26 protein-coding genes are annotated in these 24,912 nt (G+C 67.0%); 5 read left to right on the top strand and 21 right to left on the bottom strand.

The window, feature by feature from the left end; genetic code table 11:
* The first annotated feature begins 82 nt into the window (after positions 1–82).
* Both ACE3OK_RS10025 and ACE3OK_RS10020 read left to right on the top strand, forming a co-directional pair.
* A complete protein-coding gene (locus ACE3OK_RS10025) occupies positions 83–1,096 on the top strand; it encodes a helix-turn-helix transcriptional regulator (protein ID WP_374249399.1) in 1,014 nt (337 codons plus the stop codon).
* A gap of 128 nt (positions 1,097–1,224) precedes the next feature.
* A complete protein-coding gene (locus tag ACE3OK_RS10020; protein ID WP_374249398.1) occupies positions 1,225–2,151 on the top strand; it encodes a hypothetical protein in 927 nt (308 codons plus the stop codon).
* A gap of 104 nt (positions 2,152–2,255) precedes the next feature.
* On the opposite strand, the gene ACE3OK_RS10015 is transcribed toward ACE3OK_RS10020, so the two are convergent.
* From ACE3OK_RS10015 to ACE3OK_RS10005, 3 genes are read right to left on the bottom strand one after another with little or no spacing between them, the layout of a single operon-like run.
* The gene (locus ACE3OK_RS10015) at positions 2,256–3,518 is read right to left on the bottom strand and encodes a Y-family DNA polymerase (RefSeq protein WP_374249397.1); all 1,263 of its coding nucleotides are present in this window, start codon (positions 3,516–3,518) and stop codon (positions 2,256–2,258) included.
* A 21-nt stretch (positions 3,519–3,539) separates the two neighbouring features.
* A complete protein-coding gene (locus tag ACE3OK_RS10010) occupies positions 3,540–3,938 on the bottom strand; it encodes a hypothetical protein (RefSeq protein ID WP_374249396.1) in 399 nt (132 codons plus the stop codon).
* Positions 3,935–4,414: a LexA family protein gene (locus ACE3OK_RS10005; RefSeq protein WP_374249395.1), complete on the bottom strand. Its 480-nt coding sequence runs from the start codon at positions 4,412–4,414 to the stop codon at positions 3,935–3,937. The genes ACE3OK_RS10010 and ACE3OK_RS10005 overlap by 4 nt, the downstream gene beginning before the upstream one ends.
* A 344-nt stretch (positions 4,415–4,758) precedes the next feature.
* Between ACE3OK_RS10005 and ACE3OK_RS10000 the strand changes: the two genes are divergently transcribed.
* The gene (locus tag ACE3OK_RS10000) at positions 4,759–5,136 is read left to right on the top strand and encodes a hypothetical protein (protein ID WP_374249394.1); all 378 of its coding nucleotides are present in this window, start codon (positions 4,759–4,761) and stop codon (positions 5,134–5,136) included.
* 746 nt (positions 5,137–5,882) lie between these two features.
* Here the strand turns inward: ACE3OK_RS10000 and ACE3OK_RS09995 are convergent.
* Together ACE3OK_RS09995 and ACE3OK_RS09990 are read right to left on the bottom strand one after the other, a co-directional pair.
* Positions 5,883–6,758, bottom strand: coding sequence for a U32 family peptidase (locus ACE3OK_RS09995; protein ID WP_374249393.1), 876 nt, complete (start codon positions 6,756–6,758; stop codon positions 5,883–5,885).
* Between the two features lie 11 nt (positions 6,759–6,769).
* Positions 6,770–7,768, bottom strand: a complete 999-nt coding sequence (locus ACE3OK_RS09990; RefSeq protein ID WP_374249392.1) for a peptidase U32 family protein — start codon at positions 7,766–7,768, stop codon at positions 6,770–6,772.
* 204 nt (positions 7,769–7,972) lie between these two features.
* On the opposite strand from ACE3OK_RS09990, the gene ACE3OK_RS09985 reads away from it, so the two are divergent.
* Positions 7,973–8,425 (top strand): DnrO protein, encoded by a 453-nt coding sequence (locus ACE3OK_RS09985; protein WP_374249391.1) that lies wholly within the window; start codon positions 7,973–7,975, stop codon positions 8,423–8,425.
* 2 nt (positions 8,426–8,427) lie between these two features.
* Here the strand turns inward: ACE3OK_RS09985 and ACE3OK_RS09980 are convergent, their stop codons facing one another.
* The 16 genes from ACE3OK_RS09980 to ccmA all read right to left on the bottom strand — a co-directional run bounded on the left by ACE3OK_RS09980 (position 8,428) and on the right by ccmA (position 23,645).
* Positions 8,428–9,897 carry a UbiD family decarboxylase gene (locus tag ACE3OK_RS09980; protein ID WP_374249390.1) on the bottom strand — a complete coding sequence of 490 codons (1,470 nt, stop codon included), beginning with the start codon at positions 9,895–9,897 and terminating at the stop codon, positions 8,428–8,430.
* Complete coding sequence (locus ACE3OK_RS09975; protein WP_374249389.1) at positions 9,894–11,015, bottom strand: PLP-dependent cysteine synthase family protein; 1,122 nt, start codon at positions 11,013–11,015, stop codon at positions 9,894–9,896. Before ACE3OK_RS09975 ends, ACE3OK_RS09980 begins: the two co-directional genes overlap by 4 nt.
* Positions 11,016–11,047: 32 nt before the next feature.
* Positions 11,048–13,021, bottom strand: a complete 1,974-nt coding sequence (locus ACE3OK_RS09970; RefSeq protein WP_374249388.1) for an aspartate aminotransferase family protein — start codon at positions 13,019–13,021, stop codon at positions 11,048–11,050.
* Between the two features lie 15 nt (positions 13,022–13,036).
* On the bottom strand, positions 13,037–13,447 hold the full coding sequence (locus ACE3OK_RS09965; protein WP_374249387.1) for a SirB2 family protein: 411 nt from the start codon (positions 13,445–13,447) through the stop codon (positions 13,037–13,039).
* Positions 13,448–13,456: 9 nt separating this feature from the next.
* Entirely contained in the window at positions 13,457–14,710 is a 1,254-nt protein-coding gene (locus ACE3OK_RS09960) for an NnrS family protein (RefSeq protein ID WP_374249386.1), read from the bottom strand.
* A 126-nt stretch (positions 14,711–14,836) separates the two neighbouring features.
* Positions 14,837–16,051: a hypothetical protein gene (locus ACE3OK_RS09955; RefSeq protein WP_374249385.1), complete on the bottom strand. Its 1,215-nt coding sequence runs from the start codon at positions 16,049–16,051 to the stop codon at positions 14,837–14,839.
* A 131-nt stretch (positions 16,052–16,182) separates the two neighbouring features.
* On the bottom strand, positions 16,183–17,184 hold the full coding sequence (locus tag ACE3OK_RS09950) for a tetratricopeptide repeat protein (protein ID WP_374249384.1): 1,002 nt from the start codon (positions 17,182–17,184) through the stop codon (positions 16,183–16,185).
* Complete coding sequence (locus ACE3OK_RS09945) at positions 17,184–17,618, bottom strand: cytochrome c-type biogenesis protein (protein ID WP_374249424.1); 435 nt, start codon at positions 17,616–17,618, stop codon at positions 17,184–17,186. Before ACE3OK_RS09945 ends, ACE3OK_RS09950 begins: the two co-directional genes overlap by 1 nt.
* A gap of 65 nt (positions 17,619–17,683) precedes the next feature.
* The gene (locus ACE3OK_RS09940) at positions 17,684–18,229 is read right to left on the bottom strand and encodes a DsbE family thiol:disulfide interchange protein (protein WP_374249383.1); all 546 of its coding nucleotides are present in this window, start codon (positions 18,227–18,229) and stop codon (positions 17,684–17,686) included.
* On the bottom strand, positions 18,226–20,148 hold the full coding sequence (locus ACE3OK_RS09935; RefSeq protein ID WP_374249382.1) for a heme lyase CcmF/NrfE family subunit: 1,923 nt from the start codon (positions 20,146–20,148) through the stop codon (positions 18,226–18,228). Before ACE3OK_RS09935 ends, ACE3OK_RS09940 begins: the two co-directional genes overlap by 4 nt.
* Positions 20,148–20,636 (bottom strand): cytochrome c maturation protein CcmE, encoded by a 489-nt coding sequence (ccmE, locus tag ACE3OK_RS09930; protein WP_374249381.1) that lies wholly within the window; start codon positions 20,634–20,636, stop codon positions 20,148–20,150. Before ccmE ends, ACE3OK_RS09935 begins: the two co-directional genes overlap by 1 nt.
* Positions 20,637–20,646: 10 nt before the next feature.
* On the bottom strand, positions 20,647–20,823 hold the full coding sequence (ccmD, locus tag ACE3OK_RS09925; protein ID WP_374249380.1) for a heme exporter protein CcmD: 177 nt from the start codon (positions 20,821–20,823) through the stop codon (positions 20,647–20,649).
* Entirely contained in the window at positions 20,820–21,572 is a 753-nt protein-coding gene (locus tag ACE3OK_RS09920) for a heme ABC transporter permease (RefSeq protein ID WP_374249379.1), read from the bottom strand. Before ACE3OK_RS09920 ends, ccmD begins: the two co-directional genes overlap by 4 nt.
* A gap of 97 nt (positions 21,573–21,669) precedes the next feature.
* The gene (gene azu / locus ACE3OK_RS09915; RefSeq protein WP_374249378.1) at positions 21,670–22,242 is read right to left on the bottom strand and encodes an azurin; all 573 of its coding nucleotides are present in this window, start codon (positions 22,240–22,242) and stop codon (positions 21,670–21,672) included.
* A gap of 87 nt (positions 22,243–22,329) precedes the next feature.
* Positions 22,330–23,001: a heme exporter protein CcmB gene (gene ccmB / locus ACE3OK_RS09910; protein ID WP_374249377.1), complete on the bottom strand. Its 672-nt coding sequence runs from the start codon at positions 22,999–23,001 to the stop codon at positions 22,330–22,332.
* Positions 22,998–23,645, bottom strand: a complete 648-nt coding sequence (ccmA, locus tag ACE3OK_RS09905) for a heme ABC exporter ATP-binding protein CcmA (RefSeq protein ID WP_374249376.1) — start codon at positions 23,643–23,645, stop codon at positions 22,998–23,000. Before ccmA ends, ccmB begins: the two co-directional genes overlap by 4 nt.
* Before the next feature lie 114 nt (positions 23,646–23,759).
* On the opposite strand from ccmA, the gene ACE3OK_RS09900 reads away from it, so the two are divergent.
* Positions 23,760–24,908, top strand: coding sequence for a pyridoxal phosphate-dependent aminotransferase (locus tag ACE3OK_RS09900; protein WP_374249423.1), 1,149 nt, complete (start codon positions 23,760–23,762; stop codon positions 24,906–24,908).
* Positions 24,909–24,912 lie beyond the last annotated feature (4 nt).

Genomic DNA, 24,912 nt, shown 5'->3' with positions numbered 1-24,912 from the left:
TGGGTCAGGCCTGCGATGATCCGGATGCGTGCGACGCGTGGCGTCGCATGGCACAGTAACCTGCCCAGACATGGAAACTGGCATGGTCGACGAAGCGGGAATGGCGGTGGCGCGACAATGGGCAATGCTAAAGCGCGTTCCCCGAAGCCCACTAAAGATCACCACGAAGGAACTGGAAGGCAGGTTGCTCGACGAAGGCTTCCAGGTCTCGCGTCGCACGATCGAACGCGACCTCCACCTGCTAGCGGCCGAGTTTCCATTGGTGCTTGACGATCGCTCTAAGCCCTATGGTTGGTCATGGGCCAAGGATGCGCATTTCGAGTTCATGCCGAGGCTGACCACACCACAGGCCGTGGCCCTGCAGCTTGCCCGTACCCACCTGCGCAACCTGCTGCCCCAGGCCATGCATAAGGAACTGGCCCCGATCTTCGATAGCGCCTCGCGAACGCTCTCAGGATCGGGCTGGAAGGACTGGCACAAGCGCACGGCGGTCGTGCCGATGGGCATTCCGCACATACCCCCGAAACTATCGACGGACGTGCTGATGGTGGTGCAGTCCGCGCTTGCCCACAGGCGTTGCATCCAAGTCCAGTACCGTGCCAAGGGAAGCCGGCAGGGGAAGGAGACGAAGATCCATCCGCTGGGCCTGCTCTCGCGCGGCCCAGTGGTCTATCTGGTCTGCACGCTTTTCGACTATGGCGATGTTCGACAACTGGCGCTGCACCGGATGGACGCCCCCGTGGAGATGGACGTGCGATCGAAGGAGCCGGCCGGGTTTGATTTCCAGGAGTACGTCAGCACCGAGGCGCGGCGGTACGGATCGGGTGGGAAGATCAAGCTCGTGGTGCGTTTCGACGCGACTGCGGCCGAACATCTGCGCGAGATGCCAATATCGATCGATCAGTTGATCCATGACATGGCGGATGGCCGGGTCGAGGTGTCGGCGACGGTCGAGGATGACGAGTTGCTTCGGTGGTGGTTATTGGGCTTCGGCCGGTGGGTCGAAGTGGTTGGCCCGGTCCGGCTGCGTGCCGAGCTAGCCGATGAGCTTCGGGCGGCGAGCAGTACATACCAAAGGAGCGAAGATAGCTACTAGATCACGGCGATCTTGCGACTTTGTCGGCCGCTAGAACAGCGTTTCTGACAGCTATCCACCGCGCTCTAGTACGGGAAAACATGGGCACACTGCTGGAAGTAAGATCTACTGAGAGGGGAGGAGAACTCATGATGATGAAAGCAAGTAAGGTCAGGTACGTGAAACTCGGGGCTGGTGGGATTTGGGAGCAGCCATGTAAGGACAGCAACGTGATGCGTGTTGGACTGTCCACTGGGCACCCGCAGACCATGCAGTGGGCAAAGGCGGGGGCATGGGACAAGATTGCGCAGGACTGGCGGGAGAATGGACACAGTGCCTCGGTCGCGACCAGGTACACGAATGAGACCCGCGAATACTTTGAGGACGATGGCACGACCCTATGGGTCACCTTCATTAATGGCTCCTTGCACTATGCGTTCCTGCAGCCTGGAAGTCCGACGGCGCTGGACGATGAAAGCTCATTCCGACCCGTGCAAGGGGAATGGCGGAACGTCGACCTGAAAGAGGGCAAGGTACTGGCGAAGTCCAACCTTTCCGGCACCTACACCAATTTGGCCAGCTACCGCGGTACGTCCTGCTGGGTACCCGATCCCCAGCGCCTTGTGGCACGCATCAACGGTATTGCATCGCCAGCCGTGCTGAGGGTGCAACAAGCGCAACAGGCGCTGGTTGAGTCCGGCGTGGAACTGTTGAAGATGCTCGGGCCCAAACCGATGGAGATCCTGTCCGACATGCTCTTTACAGCAGCAGGCTGGCGGAGGACTGGCGGCGTCGGCGGTACAACAAAGGCCTTCGACTTCTACTTGGAGCACCCGCTGACCAATGAACTTGCCGTGGTCCAGGTAAAGGCATCTGCATCTCAAAAAGAACTGGATGAGTTCGTGGATAGCTTCAACGCGGCACAGGTGTACACCCGAGGCTTCTTCCTCCACCACAGCAGCCCAAAGCCCCTGTCCACGGCGGACGAACGGGTCTATGTGATGAACGCTGAGGCGATTACCGAGCAGGTCATCGAGCTAGGCTTCATGCGCTGGTTGATTGAGGAAAACTCTTAGCTGCTTGTACTTATAGTTCCGAGATCTCCTGTTGCCCAGGATCCAGGCGGGTCCTGATCAATGTCCGCTACTGGCCGAATCCCGCCCTTCATGCCTTCGGAGCGCTACTTCGCAGCGGCAAGCTCCTCCCATCGAGTCGTGTAGCGCTTGGAGAGCGCCGACTGGTTCATCCCCCACACCGGCTTCTCCATCTCCCCCTTGCGCGACCGCCAGGCACTTGAGGCAAGTCCCAGCGCTCCACGCCCGAAACGCGCATTGGCACGATCCAGCACGTCCATGAGGACCTTTGAGCGCGGATCGGCCTGGGAGAACAGATCCGCCTGGTGCTGGTTCCCGTGGGTTAGGTCCAACAGGCCGACGCCGGCCTTCTTGTAGCGATACCCCTGCCGATACATCCCCCGCACGAGGTGCTGCGCTAGGCGCAGCACCTCGCGGGTGTCGGACGTGGGAGCAATCAGGCTCATGGCGCAGGAGGGATGGTATTGCCGGGCATCCGGCTTGAACGGGTTGGTGTTGAGCCAGACCCAGACGCCGTTGGCCTGCAGGGAGCGGGCGCGCAGCTTCTCGCAGGCACGCTGGGCGAAGGTCGCCACGGCCTGATGGAGATCCTCCATCTCGACGACTTCCCGACCAAACGAGCGGCTGACCACGATCTGCTTGCGGTCCGGCTCACTCTCTTCCAGGTCCGCACAGGCGATGCCCTGCAGCTCCCGCTGGGTCCGGGCCAGCACGACGCCGTAGCGGGCCCGCAGGGTCTCCGGATCGGCACGTGCAAGGTCGGCTGCCGTCAGGACGCCCTCGGCGCCCAGCCGCGCGGTGAGCTTGCGCCCGACGCCCCAGACGTCCTCCACGGGGAAGCGCTCCAATGCCGGATCCCCGCCAAGCACTGTCACGACCCCGTGGGACGTTTTCTTGGCCAGCTTGTTGGCGAGCTTCGCCAGCGTCTTGGTGGGGCCGATCCCCACACAGCAGGGAATCCCGACCCACTGCAGGATGCGGGCGCGCACCTGTCGGGCCACCTCCTCACGCTGGTCTTGCCGGATGCCGGCGAAGTCCACGAAGGACTCGTCGATCGAGTAGATCTCCACCCGGGCGAACTGGTCCCGCAGGATCGAGACGACCCGCCCTGACAGATCCCCGTAGAGCCCGAAGTTGGCCGAGAAAATCCGCAGCCGCCGGCGCAGGGGAAGGGGCACCTCGTGGATGGGCTGGCCCATGGCAATGCCCAGGTCCTTGCACTCCTGGCTGCGGGCGATCACGCAGCCGTCGTTGTTGGACAGCACGCACACGGGCTGCCCACGCAACTCTGGCTGGAATGCCCGCTCGCAGGACGCATAGAAGTTGTTGCCGTCGACCAGTCCGAACATGGAGGATCCGCCCAGGCAGGCTCAGGCCACCGGCAAGCGGGTGACGGACCCTACCTCGCTCCGAACCTGACGGATCAGGGCCAGAACGCCCTCGAAGCGCTGCAGTTCGGCCTCCTCGCTGGTGGCGCGCACATAGGTTTCCGGATCGTCCAGGACATCCAGCATCACGGCCGTGGCCGAACCGTCCTGGTCCAGGTCCAGACGGGCCTCGTAGATGCAGGTGGCGGTCCAGGAGCGCCAGCAGCGCAGGGTGTCGCCGTCCAGCCAGATGGCCCAGCGGTCGTCCATGTCCCGCGGCCACAGGCCTGCCTGCAGCCGTTCCAGATCATCCGCCGGAATCACGAAGCCGCAGCGCAGTGGCCAGCGGGCCCCGGCGAGCGGCTGCAGCTTGGCCTTCCAGGTCTCTGCCATCTCGCTCATCGCATGCGCCTCACTTGGCTGCGGAAGGACCAGGTCACCACGCCCCACACCTCCAGCTCGACATCGGGGGGCACCTGGATCGGCGCGTGGTCAGGATGGCCGGAGTGCAGCTCGAACCGGCCGGCCCGCTTCCGCAGCTGCTTGCAGACGAAGCCGCCCTCCCAGATCGCGATCACGATGTCCCCCGGTTGCGGGTTCCTGCTGCGATCCACGACGAGGGTGTCCCCGGGGTAGATGCCGAAGCCCACCATGGACTCGCCGGTGTCGGCCTCCATGAAGAACGTGGCAATCGGGTTGTCGATGCAGCGCTGGTTGAGGTCCAGCAGGTCCTCGACGCCGAAGAAGTCCTCGGCGGGCGAGGGGAAGCCGCAGGTGGCGCGCACAGACAGCAGAGGCAGCGCTAGGTGCGTCGGCTCGATGTCGGCGGGGCCGAAGGCGCCGGGCGGCAGAGGAAGCGTGGGGGCAGGAACGGGCATGGCGGCAGTCTCGGGGACGGTGGGCTCACCGTTTGAGACGGATCATGGTAGCGGGTTAGTAGTAATACTACTAACATGCCTTTGCCGGCAGGTACTTCCAGCTCACAGCTCAGGTCACGTGTGAGGCCTTAGGGATCCAGATACATGGGGAGCATGGATCCAACCACAAGGGGGCACTAAGATCATTCCGGCTAACCGCACGTTGGCGCTAAAGCGCCAACGTGCGAGTCAGGCGAAAGGTTGCAGCTGAAGTTCGGCGAGCCGTGCGTCGGAACCACTTCCGCCGCGTTTGACTTCGGGAAAGTCACCGACTTCCCTTGGAACTTCACGGTGGCGTCGGTTGCGTGAAGCGCTTCCAGGAGGGCGACGAAGTTGTTGTCACCAACTCGACTGTCAGCTTCAAATGGACCCTCGAATGTCATTCCATCAACCTCGATCGTGAACGCTGCAATACGGGTGTCGTCACTTGTCCGTACAAGCTCAACCGACGATCGGGCATCTGCGCTGCCGCCCTGCGTCGGGCAGCCGATATAAAGACGAAATCCTTCATGGTCGATGAAGTATTCAAGATTCCCCTGCCCGAAGCCTTCAATCCATTTCGGCCTGGAAGAGCTCTAAGACGCATGGGCAGTTTCGCTGTTTGCACCGGACTCAGCAGCAGCAGCCTCAGGCATGTTGAGCCTGCCGACACCAACAACCTTGAGGCGACCGGATACATCTGAAACCTTGACATGCACGGAGATGGCCGGCTCCCCGACGCCCTTGACCTCGACGAGTCCAGCTCCTCCCGAACAGTTGGCAAACGCAAAGGTATTTGGATAGTCCTGTGCATCGAGGATCGGGTCGCCATCAATGAGATCCGTGGCCGCATAGGCGCTGGCCACGGCTGGGTCAACCAAGGAGCTGACACGCATCAGTCATCGTCTCTCGAACCCGGGCCTCGGTGGAGTTGGCAATGCCGCAGTGCCTCGTGAAACGCCATCCAGCAAATCCATTCCGGAGATTCCTGGCGTCTTGACGTACAAATTGTAGTAGCCCTCGATGTCTGCCGACGTCCGCCGACATGTTCAGATCGTGAGCCAGCAGATCGTTGGGCTAGTCCTGGATGGTCACCGCTTTGGGGGCCTGTAAGGGGGCACGATCAAAAACCGGTTTCAGGAAGTTAAGGTGCAATGCGGTCTGTGGAGGACAGTTCGGGTTCCCTCTTGGCACCATCCACCGGTTTCAGACAGTCCCCCAAAGACTCACGAAACCCCTGAAACCCGCCATCTAGGCGGGTTTTTTGTTGCCTGCCGTTCCGGGGCGTTTCATTGCCGCGCGTGTGGATCGGGGGCGCGATGGGGGGTACGTTCCGCCGTGGGGGCACGGCGGGCCCAAAGCCCGGAGGATGGGGCGCACAAGGTGCCGGACTTCGTCCGGAATCATGAAAACGGGCACGTCCCTGTGCCCTCCAAAATCCGTCCCGGGCTCAGGCGGCCGGCATCCGCATGCCCGGTTCGCCGTGCCAGTAGCCGTTGCGCTGGCCGATCCGCACCGGCGCTTCGCTGGCGCTGCGGGCGGCGTCGAAATGGCGCACGATCGCTTCCATGTCTTCGGCCTGCGGGTACAGGCGCAGGATGTCCACGCCCAGCGCGTGCAGTTCGGGCAGCTCGGGCCCCAGGTCGGTGATTTCCTCGCCCTGCACCGAGATGCCGTTGATGCGCAGGAACGGGCGGCCTTCGCGGGTGGCCAGCGGCATGCCGTCGGGATAGTCGATGCAGCGGAAGCCGCACTGGTCCTTGGGTACGTCCAGCGCGCGCGCGGTGAAGCAGCGCGCCGAGAACGACAGCGGCAGCCGGCCCCAGGCGATCACCTCCAGCTCCGGCATGCTGCCGCCGTCTGCCAGCACGCCATCCTTCAGTTCACCGATCAGGGTGCGGCCCTGCTCGACGCCCGGCACCCAGCGGCGCAGGCCGTCTTCGCCCAGCAGTGCCAGTGCGCGGTGGTTGTAGACGTTCAGCGTCGGGCCGGCCACGAACGGGCGACCCTTTTCCTTGCACAGTTGCACCGCCGACAGGTCGTTGGCCTCGATCCAGAAGCCGCCGTGCGAGATCTGCCGGTCGAGCACGCTCAGTTCGGATTCGGCCTCGATCAGCGCCAGCGTGGACAGCACGATCTGCTTGCCGGAGGCGGCCAGTTCCTCCGCCAGTGCCAGCCAGTCGGCGGTGCGCAGTTCGCGGCGCTTGCTGCACACGGTTTCGCCGAGGTAGACGATGTCCACCGGCCAGTCGATCGCCTCGCGGTAGAACGCCAGCGTGCGCTCGCGCGGCCAGAAATATTGCAGCGGGCCAAGGCTCAGTTTCATCGGGATGTCCTTCAATGCCAGGCGCGGTGGTACGGGCCCAGCGTGGTCTGGTGGCCTTCGGCGTGGCGCGACAGTTCCGCCTGCCATTCCGGCTTGAGCTGCCAGTGCGCTTCATCGGCGATGACCTGGTCGATCGCCTTGCGCCAGGTGCGGGTGACGGAGCTGACGTAGGCCACGCCGCGCTGGCGGCCTTCGATCTTCAGCGCGGTCACGCCGATCTGCTTCAGCCGCGGCAGCAGCTCCATCGTGTTGAGGCTGGTCGGCTCTTCCAGCGCGTGGAAGATCTCGTTGCCGACGTTGAAACGTCCCTTGCACACGGTGGGGTAGCCGGCCGGCTCTTCCGGCTTGAATTCGTCGATCAACACGTCGTTCAGGCGCACGCTGCGGCTGCCGTCGTCCTGCTCGTCCCAGCGCACGAACTTCGCCGGCGAGCACACGCCGTGGCGGTTGGGCGAGGCGCCGGTGACGTAGCTGGACAGCTGGCAGCGGCCTTCCACCATGATGCACAGGCTGCCGAAGGCGAACACTTCCAGCGCCACCGGCGACTTCTCGCACAGCCGCTCCACCTGCTGCAACGACAGCACCCGCGGTAGCACTGCACGGGAAATGCCGAAGCGCTCGAACGCGTAGCGCAGCGCCGGCGCGGTGGTGGCGCTGCCCTGCACGGACAGGTGGCGTGGCAGCTGCGGATGGGTGCGGGCGGCGTAGTCCAGCACCGCCATTTCGGCGGCGATGATGGCGTCGGCACCCAGCGCGGCGGCCTTGTCCACGGCGGCGTGCCAATCCTTCAGGCGCGCGCTGTCGGGATAGGTGTTGAGCGCCAGGTAGACCTTGGCGTTCCTGGCGTGCGCATAGCGGATGCCGGCGCGCAGCTCCTCGTCGCTGAAGTTCAGACCGGGGAAGGCGCGCGCGTTGGTCTGGTCACGGAAGCCGGCGTAGACCGCGTTGGCGCCGGCATCCACGGCCGCCTGCAGGGCCGGCAGGTTGCCGGCGGGACAGACCAGTTGCATGCGAACGCTCCTGCAGGGAAAGCAGGCATGGTCGTTTCCGCATCGCGCAGCGTCATTGATTTGGGTCAAACGCGGGGAATCCACCGACTGTTCACGTTTTGACATGGGTCATGGCTGGTTGCATGGCCGCATGCGAAGGTGAGGGCAAGCGTGGCGACAGCCCGCAACCCGGAGACCTTCATGCAGTGCAAGAACATGCTTCCCATGGCCACGCTGGTGCTTGCCAGCGCATTGTTCGCCGCCCCGGTGCTGGCGCAATCGACCGCGCAGCACGACCACGCCGGGCATGCCGGGCATGCCGCGCCGGTGCAGGCACCGGCACAGCGCTGGGCCACGGATGCGCCGCTGCGTGCAGGCATGCGCGAGCTGCGCGAAGCCACCGAACTGCTGCACCACTACCAGATGGGGCATCTGGATGACACCCAGCGCGACAATGCAGTGGTGCAGATCGACGCGGCGATCAAGGACATGATCACCCACTGCAAGCTCAAGCCGGACGCCGATGCCGCTCTGCATGGCTTGCTGGTGAAGTTCATCGCCGGTGCCAATGCCGCGCGTGCCGGCAAGTTCGGCACGGCCGAACTGACCCCGATGCAGGAGGCGCTGGCGAAGTATCCGCAGTTGTTCGACGATGCCGGGTGGGACGCGGCGGACTGACTTCAGCCCGCCAGCACCCCGCGCCACAGCGCATCCACGCGCTTTTCCACGTCGGCATCCAGCTGGATGGGTTTGCTCCACGTCCGGCTGGTTTCCGCCGGCCACTTGTTGGTGGCATCCAGCCCCAGTTTCGAACCGAGGTTCGGGGTGGGGCTGGAGAAGTCGAGGTAATCGATCGGGGTCTTGTCGATCAGCACGCTGTCGCGCACCGGGTCGACGCGGGTGGAGATCGCCCAGATCACCTGCGACCAGTCGCGCACGTCGATGTCCTCGTCGGTGACGATCACGAACTTGGTGTAGGTGAACTGGCGCAGGTACGACCAGATGCCCATCATGATCCGGCGCGCGTGGCCGGGGTACTGCTTGCGGATCGACACCACCGCGATGCGGTAGGAACACGCTTCCGGCGGCAGGTAGAAATCCACGATCTCCGGAAACACTTTCTGCAGCAGCGGCACGAACACGTCGTTCAGCGCCATCGCCATCACCGAGGGCTCGTCGAACGGCGCGCGGCCCATGTAGCTGCCCTGGTAGATCGCGTCCCTGCGCAGGTGCATGCGCTGGATGGTCATCACCGGGAAATGGTCCTGCGCGTTGTAGTAGCCGGTGTGGTCGCCGAACGGGCCTTCCAGCGCGGTGTCGGCCGGGTCGATGAAGCCCTCCAGCAGGATCTCGCAGCCGGCTGGCGCGTCCAGCCCGGTCAGCGTGCTGGGCCACACACGGGTGCGCTGGCCGCGCAGCAGGCCGGCGAATTCGTATTCCGACAGCGTGTCCGGAATCGGCGCCACCGCCGCCAGCAGGGTGGCCGGGTCGGCACCGATCGCCACCAGCACCGGGAACGGTTTGCCGGGATGGGTGGCCTTCCAGTCGGCGAAGTCCAGCGCGCCGCCGCGGTGCGGCAGCCAGCGCATGATGATGCGGTTCCTGCCGATCACCTGCTGGCGGTAGATCGCCACGTTCTGGCGTGGCTTGCGGGTGCCGCGGGTGACCACGAGGCCGAGGGTGATGAGCTTGGCCGCATCCTCCGGCCAGCAGCGCTGGATCGGCAGGCGTGCCAGGTCGACGTCGTCGCCTTCCAGGGTTTCGTGCAGGAAGTCGGCTTCGCGCATTTTCTGCGGTGCCACGTGCGCCAGCTGCGCCAGCTCCGGCCAGCTGCCCAGCGCTTCGCGCAGGTTCGACGGCCATTTGGGTTCCTTGATCGCCGCCAGCAGTTCGCCGAGCTCGCGCAGCGAGGCCAGCGGGCGGCCGGCCAGCGCCGCCTCGATGCGGTCGCGGTGGCCGTAGAGGTTGCCCAGATAGGCGTGGTCACTGCCGACCGGGTGTTCCATCAGCAGCGCGGGCCCGCCTTCGCGCAAGGCGCGCAGGCTCAATGAGGTGGTTTCCAGTTCGGGATCGACCGGCGCGGTGACGCGCTTGAGGCGGTGTTGGCGTTCGAGTGCGGCCAGGAAGCCGCGCAGGTCGTGATGGCTCATGCGCAAGGGTCAGAGGGGGAGGGATCTGGTGGGGTCAGGGTGCCGGTGGCCAGCGCGGACTGCAGCGCGGTTTGCCACGGGGTGGTGTGCAGGCCGTGCGCGCTGCGCCATGCGGGGTCGAACAGGGTCTGCTGGTAGCGTTTGCCGCGGTCGCAGAGGAGGGTGACGATGCTGCCGCGCTCGCCGCGTGCACGCATGTGGGCGGCCAGTTGCAGGCAGGCGACGAAATTGGTGCCGGAGGAGCCGCCGTAGCGGGTGCCCAGCTTTTCCTCCAGCAGCAGGGCTGCGGCGATCGAAGCGGCGTCCTCGACTTCCGCGACCGCATCCACCACGTCGAAGATGAAGCCCGGTTCCACCCGTGGGCGGCCGATGCCTTCGATCAGGGTGGGCCGGCTGGCCACCGCGTTGCGGTCGCGCTGGCGCCAGCCTTGCACGTAGCCGCTGCCGGCGGGCTCGGCCACGCACAGGCGGGTTTCCAGGCGGCGGTAGCGCAGGTAGCGGCCGATGGTGGCCGAGGTGCCACCGGTGCCGGCACCGCAGACGATCCAGGTGGGCACCGGTTGTGGTTCCCGGCGCAGCTGGCCGAGGATGGATTCGGCGATGTTGTTGTTGCCGCGCCAGTCGGTGGCTTGCACGGCCAGGCCGAACTGGTCGAGGTGGCAGGCACCGCTGGCGGCATGCTCGGCGGCACGGGCGTGGACTTGCGACGGGTCTTCCACCAGGTCGCAGGTGCCGCCCAGTTCCTGCACGGCGAGGATCTTCTGCGGCGCGGTACAGGCCGGCATCACCGCGATGAAGGAAAGCCCCAGCAGGCGCGCGAACCACGCTTCGGAAATGGCGGTACTGCCGGAGGAGGCATCCACGACCGCCTGCCCGGGGGCCAGCCGGCCATTGCACAACGCGTACAGGTACAGCGAGCGCGCCAGTCGGTGCTTCAGGCTGCCGGTGGGGTGGCTGGATTCGTCCTTGAAGTAGAAGGCGATGTCCGGGAAACCGGGGAAATCCAGCCGCAGCAGATGGGTGTCGGCCGACCGCGTGGTCTCCTGTTCCAGCAGGGCGATGGCATCGTGCACCCAGGCACGGGTGGCGGGGGAATGGCGCGAAGGGTTGGTATCCATGGCGCGCATCATTCCGCGAATGCCGTCGCGGCTCAACCCGCGCGGCCTGCGTCCGCCAGCAGCGCGCGTACACGCGTGGCCAGATGGTCGAAATACAGGTCGATGTAGCTCACGCCGTTGTCCTCGTCCAACAGGTAGGGGTTCATCAGCGTGTGCCGCAGGATCACCAGCTTGCCGGCACCTTCTTCGTCCAGCGTGGCCATGTCCAGCCCCAGCGCATCGAGGATGCGACGGGTGTCGGCTTCGCCCAGCGCTTCCGGCCGCAGGGTGGTCACCGAGCCGAAGAACTGCTTGTTCTGCACCGGCTGGTGCGGGTCGATGCGGAGCTCGTCGTGCAGGCGACGAACGAAGGCGTTGGCCACCGCCACGCTGCGGTTGCCGGCCGGGTTCAGTGCCAGGCAAACCAGGTTGCTGTCGGGGGAAAACGGCACCAGCGCCTGCGCCACCCCGGCCACTTCGGATGCGAAATGACGTGCGCGCGCGTCGAAGGCTTCGGCGGCACGGATGGTCTGCGCCGGCAGCAGGCCGAAGTGGGCGTGGTCCAGCGGCAGCACCTGGTGGGTGACGTAGACCGCTGCCACCGCCGCGCCGGATTTGGAGCCTTCGGGAATGTACTGGCCCAGGCTGCGGTAGCGGGTCATGTAGTCCTGCGCGGCATCGCCGTGGAACACGTAATCGGCGGCTTCCGGCAACAGTGCCATCACCCGGTGGTCACGGCAGATGAACGCGCCGGAACCATAGGGCAGGTAGCCCAGCTTGTGCGGGTCCACGGTCACCGAATCGGTCTGCGCGATGGCCGCCACCGCCGCGTGCACGCCGACGGAGGGGAAGGCGCGGAAGCCGCGTGCCACGTCCGCATGCGCGCGCAGACTGCCGTCTTCGTTGCGGAACAAGGTGGCCAGATAGCCACCCCAGGCGGCGTCCACGTGCACGGCGAAGCCCAGCCCGCGCTCGGCGAAGCGCTGGCGGGCATCGACCACCGCATCCACCGGATCCACCGTGCCGTATTCGGTGGTGCCCATCACGGCCACCGCCAGCAGCACCGGCTGGCGTTCGCGCTGGCAGCGTTCCAGCGTGGCTTCCAGGGCTTCCACGTCGATCCGCATGCCGCGTTCCGGCAGCAGCTCCAGTTGATTGCGGCCCAATCCCAGCAGCTTGCAGCCCTTGCTCCACGAATAATGCGCGGTGATCGGCGCCAGCACCTTTGGCACCTTCAGTGCCGGATGGGCGGCGAAGAAATCCACCAACCCCAGATGTTCGATGCGTGCGGCCTGCACCCGCGCCTGCCACTGCCGGCGCTCGGCCGGGGCGGCCTGTGCCAGCCATTGCTGCCATTGTTCCAGCAGTGCCGTGGCGTGCTGCGGATGCAGGTTGAAGGCAGCGTGGTCGTCGTCCGGCAGGGCCAGCTCCGGTGCGTTGGCCGCGCGCAATGCCACCGGGAACGATTTTTGCGCCAGCGCCAGCCGCAATGCCTGGTAGTTGGCCACCGTACCACCGGAGGTGAGGTGGCCGAAGGCGCAATCGGGGCGCGTGGGGTCGGCCACGTACCCCAGCATCCGCGCCAGTTGCAGCCCCACCTTCACTTCCAGTTCCACCGTCACCGGCGCGGTGTCCTCGGTGACGTTGTTGGGGTTGTAGGGCAGGGTGAGGATCTGTGCCGCAAGGCCGGGCAGCAGCAAGTCGGAGGCCATGTGGCCGATGTAGCGCGGGCTGTGGAACGGCACCGATTTCTTCAACTGCGCCGACAACAGGTGCAGCTCGCGGCGCATGCGCGCCTCGAACGCCAGATAGTCCGGGTGATAGGCCGCACTGGTGCCGATCGCCAGCGGGTCTTCGGGGTGGAAATTGCGCCGCCAGTAGACGTGGTCGCGCAGGAATTCCACGACGAGTTTTTCCAGCAGGGTGTCGTTCTGCGCGTAGGGCCCGAGGAAGCAGGCATCGATCATCCGCGGCCTGGCATGGCCATCGCCGGTGGTCGCGGAATCAGGTGTGACGGACAAGGGCATACAGGGCTCCGTGGCTTAGCGCAACAGCAGCAGCCAGCCCAGTGGCTGGTGCATGCGGGCGATGCCATAGATGAAGAGGAAGGTGGCCAGCGCCGCCACGTAGAACGGCCAGCGTTGGCGCGGCGTGCGTTTCCGGCGCATGGCGAAGATGCCCAGCACCACGTACAGCACCACCAGCACCAGCTTCACCGTCAGCCAACCGTTGGCAAACACGCCCAGTGGCCGCAGCAGTGAAAACAGCATGGTGGCCGAGGTCAGCAGGATGGTGTCGATGGTGTAGCTGCCGTAGCGCGGCAGCCAGTGCTGTGGCCAGCGCGCCCCCAGCAGCGCGGCACCACCGCGCAACGCGAAAATCGCGCCGCTGCACAGCACCGCATGCACGTGCACCCATTTGATATGCGGGTACAGCTCCATCATCGGGTCCATGGGCAAGCCTCAGCCGGGACGCCCGTCGGCGCGCGGGCGCAGGTAGATCGACAGCGAGCGCAGCGCCCACGGCAGGAACGCCAGCAGCCAACCCGCCGCGGCAATCACCTGCCAGAAATAGCTGTCGGGCACGGCTTCGGCGGCAATGCGGGTGAGGGCCACCAGCTGCAACAGGGCGAACGCGAACCAGCCGGCGGCGGGCATCGCCATCGGCCGTCCCGAGTGGCCCTGCGTCACGCGGGTGACCATCGCCACCAGCAGGCTGCCGAAGAAGCCGATGTACAGCGCATGCTGCGGCCCGCGACCGAGCACGAAATCGTGGCTTGCCGCATAGATCGCGCTTTGCGCGGCAAACAACGCAAAGCCCACCGGCAGCCACAGCATGCCGAGGAACAGCACCCACAGGATGCCCGGTGCCTTGCCGCGTGGCCACCAGCGCCACAACAACGCCGCGCTGCCCAGCGCGAACAGGGCATCCACCGGCCACATCCAGGCATTGGCATGCGCCAGTTCCAGCCCCAGATGCACCGCCAGCAGGCCCCACATGGTCACCAGCACCCACAGCGGGCGCCACGCGCGGTAGCCGGGGATGACATTGCCGGCGAAGAACGGAAACATCCGGTGCGCCACCGTCATGTACACCGGCAGCAGCAGGCCGAAGGTGCCCAGCTTGATCGACACCACCACCGCCCACGGCCCCGCGCCATGCAGATAGGCCGCCATCATCAGCACCCCCAGCCAGCCCAGCGACAGTGCCGCGAAGCATGACCATGCATGCCAGGTGGGGCCCTTGCCGGCCCTGCGTTCGGCTTGCAGCGCCCGCAGCAGCTGCACCAGACCGTAGCCCCAGCCCACCAGCGCCATCACCACGCCGATGTGCACCATGGCGTCCTGTCCCAGCAGCATCCCGCCCACCACCGAGACCTGTCCGCCCAGCAGGCCCACCCCCACTGGCACGTAATGCCAGCGGGACAGATCGGGCACCCCCATCCAGCGCGGGAAGGTGGTCAGCAGGAAGCCGAACATGAAGGGCGGCAGCAACTGGTACTGCATGATGAAGGCGTGCATCCAGCCGCCGAACGGGGTGCCGCCGCGCAGGCCGACCACGCCCCAGCGCGCATCGATCAGCCACAGCAGCCACCAACTCATTGCCAGCAACACGTTGAGTGCACCGACGAAGAACAACAGCCGGTGCGGTGCCGCCGCCAGCAGGGCGGGCGACAGCCCGGTCGTGGAATTGGAATCGTTCAGCATCTTGTCCATGCCGCGCAGTCTCGCGCGCCGGGCGTGACGACGCCTTGATTCAAGTCAGAAGCCGTACGCCTTCGCGGCGGCCGCTGCCCTCCTCCGGACGGGGGTGCCTGCTTGCGTGCGCCCGACGGCCAAGGCTCAGGCCAGCCAGTGGTGCAGTTGGCGGTAAACCGCTGGATTGCCGAGCAGCGCCAGATGCCCGGTACCCATCACCCGGAATTGGTGCGCAGCCGGCAACCCCAGGCTGCGGCGGGGGTCGCGATGTTCGCCCAGGGCGCTGGCAACGGGGACCAGGCCGTCGCCACGCGGGGTGCGCGTGCTGGCTGCCACCTGCGTTGACGCAGCCACCGCATACGCGCGAATGCCGCCGGGCAATGGGTGAAAAAGCGATGGTGCAGCGGCGGACGCGTCTTCGATGGTGCCATGGCGCAAATCGCGGATGCCGGCGCTGCGCAATGCACCAATGCGCACGAACGGTGCGGTCCACGGGGTCAAGCCCAATGCGGTTTGTAGCATCTGGCCGGCACGTTCCAACGGTGCGCCATGATGCGGCGTGCCAAGAAAGACCACCTGGTCCAGCTGCTGTACCCAATCCCGTGATTGACGGGTGGCCGCCAGCAGTGCCGCCCGCGCCACCAGCCCGCCCATGCTGTGGGCGAGGATGGCGAAGCGCTCCAGCCGCACCGGCCAGGTCGCCAGCAACGACTGCAACAGCTGCGACAACATCTGCCCGTTGCTGGCAATGGACAGGCCCGTGTTGTAGTGGAAATGCACGGCGGTGTAGCCATGGTCGACCGCCAGTTGCGCGCCATGATCATGACCCTGATGCCGCCACTGCGCATCATTCATGCACAGGCCGTGGATCTGGAGCAGCAGCTTGGTCGTTGCAGCCGGCGGCGCGCGGAGTTGACCCTGCGCGTCCCGCCCCAGTGGTGTGCCGTTGCTGCGCAAGTCGGCGTGGATGGCCAGAGGATTGCCGCTGCCCAGCAGATGGTCGCCCAGTACGCCGTTGAGCACCGCCAGCATCGCGTCACGACGCGGTGATGCGGCGGTTTCAGGCAATTGTCCGGACAGCTTGGCCAGTGCATCGTCCAGCCCGCTGCCCACCCAGGTTGCGGTGCCGCGAACAGCCGCATAGGCGAGCCGTGAAATGCCGTGTGTGCGCGTGCCGCCGGCGCCACCCAGCACCCGTGCCGGGACCCCCAGCACATTGGCATGCACGGTTTCGGCAAGATCGGTGGTCGCGTTGATGCCGCAGACCAGCAATTGCACGAGACCGCGCAGATCCTCACCCAGCTGTGTGTCGGGGGCGTCGCGATGCGGGCGTGGATGCGGCACTGCGGCAGTCTTCATGGGGCCAGCCTAGCGCGGATGATCCGAGTGGATGCACCACGCCATTTCCCGCCGTCGGAAGCCGCCTGCCTTCCCCGGTCGGGATGCCGGCGATGTCCGTGCCCCGGACCTTGCCCGGCGCGCAGCGGACATCACTCTCCGATCACCAACTCCAGCGGCCCCTTGGCCGGCAGTTGCACGCGCAGGGGCTTGCTTTGCAGGTCGCCGGGCTGGGGCATGGCCTCGCCGCTGACGGACAGGCGTGCCAGCACATCCACCTGCTGCATCTGCGAGAGCTTCAGGGTGGGCATGGGGCTGTCGGCGTCGCTGAGGCTGGCATGCAGCGGCAATTCGGAAGCGGCGTGTTTCTGTGCCGCCACCGGCATCGGTGGGCCGCCCACTTGCCGTGCGATCACGAAGACGGTGGCGTTGGGTTGCAGGCGCACGCGTGCGGCCTGTGCTGGCTCCAGCGTGACCTTTACCGTCAACAGTGCGGCGGGTGTGGCGGCGGCCGGGGTGTCGGGCAGCGGCGGCAAGTGGGCCAACGCGCGTGCGGTGTCGATTTCCCCGCGCAGGCTGGCGGCGGTGGCGGCATCCACCTGCGCCAGCAGCGGCATCCAGGTGGCGGCGGCGTCGGCATTGTGGCCGGCCTGGCGCTGGGCCACGCCGAGGAACCAACGCGCGCGCTGATGGTTGGGATTGACCTGCAGGGCGCGATGCAGCAAGCCCAGGGCTTGCGTATCGAAGGCATGCTGCGGGGCGGCCATGGCGCGCGCCTGCGCGGCATCGGTGAGGATGTCGGCATCGTCCGGTGCCAGTGCCGCCGCCTTGGCGAAAGCGTCACGGGCGCCGTTGGTGTTGCCGGTGCGTTGGTAGGCCTGACCCAGCAGCACCCAGCCATCGGGCTGTTGCGGGTCGCGCGCCAACGCGGTTTGCAGCTGTGCGATGGCCGCTTCCAGCGTCTGCGGGGCTTGCCGTGCCGCCGGATCGAGCGCCTGCGGGGTGCCCTGCAAGGCGTACAGCAGCCCCAGCGAGAGCAGGGTGGCTGCGCCGATGCCCAGCGCGACGCCGCGCGCGGTGCGCCACAGCGGGCGCAGCGCGGTGGCCAGCACGATCAGGCCCAGCAGCGTCGAAATCGCGATGAGTGCGGCCATCACCATTCCTGCCCGTCGTCGCTGGCCACGTGGCCAGTGGCCGGCTTGCGTCGTCGCACGCTGGCGAACACCGCGCCTGCGCCACCCAGCAAGACCAGCCCCGGGCCGGCCCACAGCAGCCAGGTGCTGCGCTCGAAACGGGGTTTGTACAGCACGAACTCGCCGTAGCGTTGCACCAGGTAGTCCTTGATCTCGTCGTCGCGCTTGCCCTGCCGCATCAGCTCCAGTACTTCACGGCGCAGTTGCAGCGCGATCAATGCGTTGGAGTCGGCCAGCGACTGGTTCTGGCACATCACGCAGCGCAATTGCAGGGTGAGTGCGTGGAAGCGGGCTTCTTCGGCGGTGTTGCGGAATCGCAGTGGCGCGGCATCGGCCTGCTGGCCGGCCTGGGCGAAGGCGGGCAGGGTCGTCAACCACAGCAGCGCGGTGAGGATGACACGCAAGGTTTTGCTGTCATTCCCGCGCGGGAGTGACGCACACGGGCGTGCGGAAGTCGGCATCATTTTTCGGCCTCGATCTTGCCAAGCTGCGGCAGCAGTTCCCCGGCGATGATCGCGTCCGTCAACGGGCCCACGTGCCGCCAGCGCACGATGCCCTGGCCATCCACGAGGAAGGTTTCCGGCGCGCCATAGATGCCCCAATTCAGTGCGGTGCGGCCCTCGACATCGGACAGCACCACCATGTACGGGTTGCCGAACTGTTCCAGCCAGCGCAGCGCATCGGCCGGCTCGTCCTTCCAGTTGTAGCCCACCACGCGCAAGCGCTTGGTTTCGGCGAACCGGGTCAGCACCGGATGTTCCACCCGGCATTCCACGCACCAGCTGCCCCAGACGTTGAGCAGGAACGGCTGGCCGCGCAGGTCCGACAGCTTCACCGTGTAGCTGGGGTCGTGCAGCACCGGCAGCACGAACGCGGGTGCCGGCTTGCCGATCAGCGTCGACGGCAGGGCATCGCGGCCGGGCTTGCGGCTCATCCACACGCCGGCGGCCAGCAGTGCGGTCAGCACGGCGAAGGCGGCCAGCGGCAGCCAGCGGGACGGTTTCATGCAGCCTCCTTGCGGATGGTGCGGAAGCGGCGATCCGTTGCGGTGATGCCCGCGCCCAGCGCCATCAGCAGCGCACCGGCCCAGATCCAGCGCACGAAGGGTTTGATGTGGACACGCAGTGCCCATTGCCCATTGCCCAGCGCTTCGCCGATGGCGACATAGGCATCGCCAAATACCCCGCGGGCGATGCCCGATTCAGTCATCACCTGGCCGCCGGCGCGGTAGCGGCGTTTTTCCGGATGCAAGGTGGTATCGAAACGGCCGTGATACGAAACCTGCACGGTGCCGTAATCGGAGACGTAATTCGGGCCGGCCTGTTCGCGGATACCATCGAAACGGAAGCTGTATTGGCCCAGGCTGACGGTATCGCCGGCCTTCACCGCCAGTTCGCGTTGCTGGCCCAGCCCTTCCACCAGCAGGGCACCGATCAGGAACACCGCGATGCCCAGATGCGCCAGCGCCATGCCCCACATTTCCAGGGTCAGGCGGCCACTGGCGCGCAGCCGCTGCCACACGAAGCGCAGCGTGCCCGCCGCCACCCACACGGCCCCGAGCACACCGATGGCGGTCTTCCACGGGCCCTGCGGGGCAAGGAAAAACGCGGCGATGCCGGCCAGGGCAGCCAGTGCCGCCCACGGTGCGAGCAGCTTCAGCGGGGTGGACAGCCGTTCGCGCTGCCAGCGGGTCAGTGGGCCCAATGGCAGCAACAGCACCAGCGGGGCCATCAACAGCATGAACAGGGCGGCGAAGTAGGGCGGCCCCACCGAGACCTTGCCCAATTCCAGCGCATCGGCCAGCAGCGGGTACAGGGTGCCCAGCAGCACCATGGCGCAGGCGCTGGCCAGCAGCAGGTTGTTGAGCAGCAGCAAGGTCTCGCGTGAGCCGGCGGCGAAGGGTTTGGCGTCGGCATCGGTGTCCGGCGCGCGCAGCGCGTACAGCAGCAGCGAGCCACCGATGACGATGCCGAGGAAGACCAGCACGAACAGCCCGCGCCCGGGGTCGGCGGCGAAGGCGTGCACCGAGGTCAACACGCCGGAGCGGACCAGGAAGGTGCCCAGCAGCGACAGCGAGAACGCGGTGATGGCCAGCAGCAGGGTCCAGCCGCCGAAGCTGCCGCGTTTCTCCGTCACCGCTTGCGAATGCAGCAAGGCGGCACCGGCCAGCCAGGGCATGAAGCTGGCATTTTCCACCGGATCCCAGAACCACCAGCCACCCCAGCCCAATTCGTAATACGCCCACCACGAACCGATCGCGATGCCCAGCGTGAGGAAGCCCCACGCGGCATTGGTCCAAGGGCGCGTCCAGCGCAGCATCTGTGCGTCGATGCGTTTTTCCAGCAGGGCGGCAATGGCGAAGGCGAACGGCACCGCGAAGCCCACATAGCCGGCGTACAACATGGGGGGGTGCAAAATCAGGCCAGGGTCCTGCAGCAGCGGGTTGAGATCGCGGCCTTCGCCGGCGGCGGGCAGCAGGCGGGTGAACGGGTTGCTGGTGAACACCAGGAAGGCGAGGAACCCCAGCGCCACGATGCCCATCACCCCCAGCACCCGCGCCACCACCGGCAACGGCAGCGCCGTCGAAAACCGGGCCACCGCCGCCGTCCACAACGCCAGCACCAACGCCCACAGCAGCAGCGAGCCCTCATGCGCGCCCCAGACGGCGGTATAGCGGTACCAGATCGGCAGCAGCGAATTGGAATTTTCGGCCACGTACTGCACCGAGAAATCGCCCACCACGAACGCCTGGGTGAGGATGGCAAACGCCAGCCCCACCAGCAGCAGTTGCATGTACGCCGCCGGCCTTGCCACCGCCATCAGCGCCGGCAGCCCGCGTTGCGCGCCCAGCAGCGGCAGCAGGGCTTGCAGGGCGGCCACCAGCATGGCCAGGAGCAGGGCGACCTGGCCCAATTCAGGCAGCATCAGCGGGCCCCTGCGGCGGGGACGGCCGGGGCATCCTGTACCTGGTGCTTCTTGTGCGCCTGCGCCATCTTGTCGGCCACTTCCTTGGGCATGTAGGTCTCGTCGTGCTTGGCCAGCACTTCCTCGGCCACGAACACCTTGCCCCGCATGCGCCCGGTGGCCACCACCGACTGGTTCTCGCGGAACAGGTCGGGCAGGATGCCGGTATAGACCACCGGCAGGCGCGCATCGCCGTCATCGACGTCGAAGTGCGCTTCCATCGAGCCCGGGGCGCGCTTGAACGAACCCTTGGCCACCATCCCGCCCAGGCGGAAGCGGGCCTCGCCGCTGCGCACGTTGTCCCCGGCGCTGCCGCCCAGCACTTCGTGCGGCGTGTAGAGATACGCCACGTTGCGTTGCAGGGCCAGCGCGATCAGCAGGGTGGCGAGCCCGGCGGCGGCGATCAGGGCGAGGATCATGAGCAGGCGGCGTTTGCGGGTGGGGTGCATGGCGTATTGGTCAGTCCCGCGACAGCGGAAGTTCCGAGGAGGGGGCAGGGGCGGCGTGCCGGCGGGCGGCGCGCAGGCGGGCGGCGCGCAGGGCGGCGCGAATCTGCAAATGCGGGACGAGGACATCCCACAGCAGGATGAGCGCGAACACGGCGTAGGCCCCGATCACGTAGTCGCGGTAGCTCATCGCGCGTCTCCCGATGCCTGTTTCGCCACCCAGTCCTTGCCGGCTTCGCGGCGCAGGTTGTCGGCGCGGGCGCGGGCCAGCAGCGAGCCGAGGAACCACAGCTTGGTGCCGACGATCATCCAGGCCAGCGGCCACAGCATGCTGGCGTCCATGCTGGACTGGCCGAACAGGCGGATGGTCTGGCCCTGGTGCAACGAGTTCCACCACACCACCGACCAGCGGATCACCGGCAGCAGCGCCACCCCGACGATCGCCAGCAGGCCTGCCGCGCGCGCGGCATTGCGGCGGTCGTCGATGGCGGCGTACAGGCCGATCACGCCCAGGTACAGGAACAGCAGGATCAGTTCGGTGGTCAGGCGCGGGTCCCAGTCCCACCAGGTGCCCCACATCGGCTTGCCCCAGATCATGCCGGTGGCCAGCGTGATGGCGGTAAATGCGGCACCGCTTGGCGCGCAGGCCATGGCCAGGATTTCGCACAGCTTGATCCGCCAGATCAGCGCGATGGCCGAATAGAGCGCCATCAGCGCGAAGATGGCCATGCTCATCCAGGCCGCCGGCACGTGGATGTAGAGGATGCGGAAGCTGTCGCCCTGCTGGTAATCGGCCGGCACCACGCACAGCGCACCGTACATTCCCACCGCCATCGTCACCACGCCCAGCAGGTACGCCCATGGCGTCCAGCGCGCGGCGAAACGGTCGAAATACGGAGGCGAGCCGAGTTGGTGGAACCAGCGGATCAGCGGAGACATCGTGGCCTGTACGGGGCGGCAGGGGTGTGCCGCGGACAATCCTGCAAGGATACCAGCCCGGGCGGGCGGGTATCCCTGCAACGGATCGTGGCCAGGCTTATTGCACCTGGATGCTGCCCTGCATCAGCGCCAGGTGGCCCGGGAAGCTGCAGAAGAACTTGAACGGACCGCCGTCCTTGAGCTTGGCCACGTCGAAGCTGACCGACGCGGACTCGCCACCGCCCACGACCTTGGTGTGCGCGATCACGCGGGTGTCGCCGGCCTTGACGTGGGTGGCCGGGTCGGCGGCACCGTCGGCGGCGATGCCGGCCATGTCGGCTTCCTTCGCCACCACCACGTTGTGGCCCATCACGTTGGCGGCCATCGTGCCGACGTGCTTGAGATTGATGGTGAACTGGGTGCAACTGGCCGGCACGGTGATCGAGTCGGCGTTGTACTTCATCGCGTCGTCCGCTTCGAGGGTGGTGGCGCAGTTGGCCACCACGGCCGGCTTGCTGGCGGCGGGTGCGGCGGCTGCCTCGGCTGGGGCGGTGGCCGGTGCAGGTGCTTCGGCGGCCGCGGTGGCCGCGGGTGCGTCCGCGGCCGGGGCATCGGCGGGGGCTTCGGTCTTGCCGCAGGCGGACAGGGCCAGGGCAACGGCGCCGGCCAGCAGAAGGTGACGGGTCTTCATGAATGACACTCCAAAGAGGGGAATTCTGGCCGCGTGGCCAGCCTTGCCAGTGTCGATCAGTGGCCGTGAAATCGGCGTTGACTCGCCTCAAGCATGCGCGATGCGCAGTGCGGCGGCGGCGGTGAGCGGGGCCAGCACCAGCGCCAGCACCAGTCCGGCGCCCAGCAGCAACAATGCCCCCGTGGCATCCAGCCCCTGCGCGCTGGCCGCCACCGCCCCCGCACCGAACACCAGCACCGGCACGTACAGTGGCAGCGCCAGCAGGGCGACCAGGATGCCGGCGCGGCGCATCCCCACGGTCAGCGCGGCGACCACCGCCCCCAGCAGGCTGAGGATCGGCGTGCCCAGCATGAGCGAGGCCAGCAGGACCGGCAGTTGCGCATGTGGCAGGTGCAGCAATTCGCCGAGAACGGGCACCGCCACGACCACCGGCAACGCGGTGGTGGCCCAGTGCATCAACGTGCGTACCAGCACCAGCCACCACAGTGGCACCGGGGCCAGCATCCATTGCTCCAGCGAGCCGTCTTCGGCATCGCCCCGGAACAGGTTGTCCAGCGCCAGCAGCCCGGCCAGCAGCACCGCCAGCCACAAGACCGCCGAGGCTACCGGGGCCAGGGTGCGTGCATCGCCGCCCAGGCCCAGCGCGAACAGCACCACGGTGAGCAGCGCGAACAGCGCCGGTTGCAGGGCGTCGCCGCGGCGCGCCCACAGCAATTGCAGGTCGCGGATCATCAATGCGCGGGCAGCCTGCCACATCATGGTGCCGGCCTCTTCAGTTCCAGCAGGCGCGTGCGCACCGGCGGCGCCGCATAGGCGCCGTGGGTGGTGATCAGCGCCGCCCCGCCTTCGCGCAGGTGCGCTTCCACCATCCGGTTGACCAGCTGGATGCCTTCGAGGTCGAGGTTGGCATAGGGCTCGTCCAGCAACCACAGGGGGGCGGGCGACAGCCACTGCCTTGCCAGGCCGAGGCGCTTCTTCTGTCCGGCCGACAACGTGCGCAGTGGTGCATCCTCGAAGCCGCCCAGCCCCACGATGCCCAGCGCCGCATCCGGCCGCTGCCGGGCGCGCTTGCCATGCAGGCCGCAGAGGTAATGCAGATTCTGCAGGGCCGACAAATCCGCCTTCAGCCCCGGCAGGTGCCCGAGGTAAGCGATGTGGCGGGCGCGGGAGGCGGCATCGGCCGCCACTCCCTCGATCGTCAGCGTGCCGCCATCGGCACGCAACAGCCCGGCCAGCACGCGCAGCAGGGTGGTCTTGCCGGCGCCGTTGCCGCCCTGCACCAGCAGCGCCTCGCCGGTGTCGACGGAAAAATCCAGCGGCCCGAACACCGGCGCCTCGTCGCGCGAGAATGCCAGCCCGTGCGCGGCGAGCAGGGGGTGGGGAGGCGTGTGGGGAGCGGGCATGGGCCGCCGATTCTACCGGCCCGCCCGGCGCGCGCCCACCGGCCTGCGCCTGCGCGCGCATCCGGCCGGGCGTGGATTCCGTACACTGGAATGCCCGCTGCAAACGGCAACGACATGCGCCTGGACACCAAACTGCCGAAGGTCGGCACCACCATCTTCACCGTGATGTCGCAGCTGGCGGCCGAGCACGGCGCGGTCAATCTCGGCCAGGGCTTCCCGGATTTCCCGGTGCCCGCCCGGCTGGTGGATGCACTGGCCCGCGCCATGCAGGCCGGCCACAACCAGTACGCGCCGATGACCGGCATCCCCGCGCTGCGCCAGGCCATCGCCGCCAAGACCGAGCGCTGCTACGGCTGGCGCCCCGACGCGGACGCCGAGATCACCGTCACCAGCGGCGCCACCGAGGCGATCTTCAATGCCATCCACGCGGTGGTGCGCGCTGGCGAGGAAGTGATCGTCCTCGACCCCTGCTACGACTGCTACGAACCGGCCATCGACCTGGCCGGCGCCAAGGCCGTGCACGTGCCGCTGGACCCGGCCACGTTCGCCCCCGACTGGGACGCGGTGCGCGCCGCCATCACCCCGCGCACGCGCCTGCTGATGGTCAACAGCCCGCACAACCCGTCGGGCGCCATGTTCACCGCCGCCGACATGCAGGCGCTGCAGGACATCCTGCGCGGCACCGATATCCTGCTGCTCAGCGACGAGGTCTACGAGCACATCGTGTTCGACGGCGCCCGCCACGAGTCGGCGCTGCTGTACCCGGACCTGCGCGCGCGCGCGTTCGTCATCTCCAGCTTCGGCAAGACCTACCACTGCACGGGCTGGAAGCTGGGCTACTGCATCGCGCCGCCCGCGCTGTCGGCGGAGTTCCGCAAGGTCCACCAGTACAACGTGTTCTGCAGCTTCAACCCGGCGCAGCACGCGTTCGCCGAGATGATCGAGGCCGAGCCGGGCCACTACGAAACGCTGGGTGCGTTCTACCAGGACAAGCGCGACCGCTTCCGCGCGCAGCTGGCCGCCACCCGGCTCAAGCCGCTGCCGGTGCCGGGCGGCTACTTCCAGCTGGTCGACTATTCCGCGGTCAGCGACCTGCCGGACCTGGAGTTCGCCCACTGGCTGACCGTGGAGCACGGCGTCACGGGCATCCCGCTGTCGCCGTTCTACGCCGCGCCGCCGGCCGGGCAGCGCCTGCTGCGGCTGTGTTTCGCCAAGAACGAGGCGACCGTGAACGCTGCCGTCGAACGTTTGTCCAAGTTGTGACATC

It is taken from the genome of Thermomonas sp. (assembly GCF_041905325.1).
Lineage (GTDB): Bacteria > Pseudomonadota > Gammaproteobacteria > Xanthomonadales > Xanthomonadaceae > Thermomonas.
This window is presented reverse-complemented; position numbering and strand designations above follow the sequence as displayed.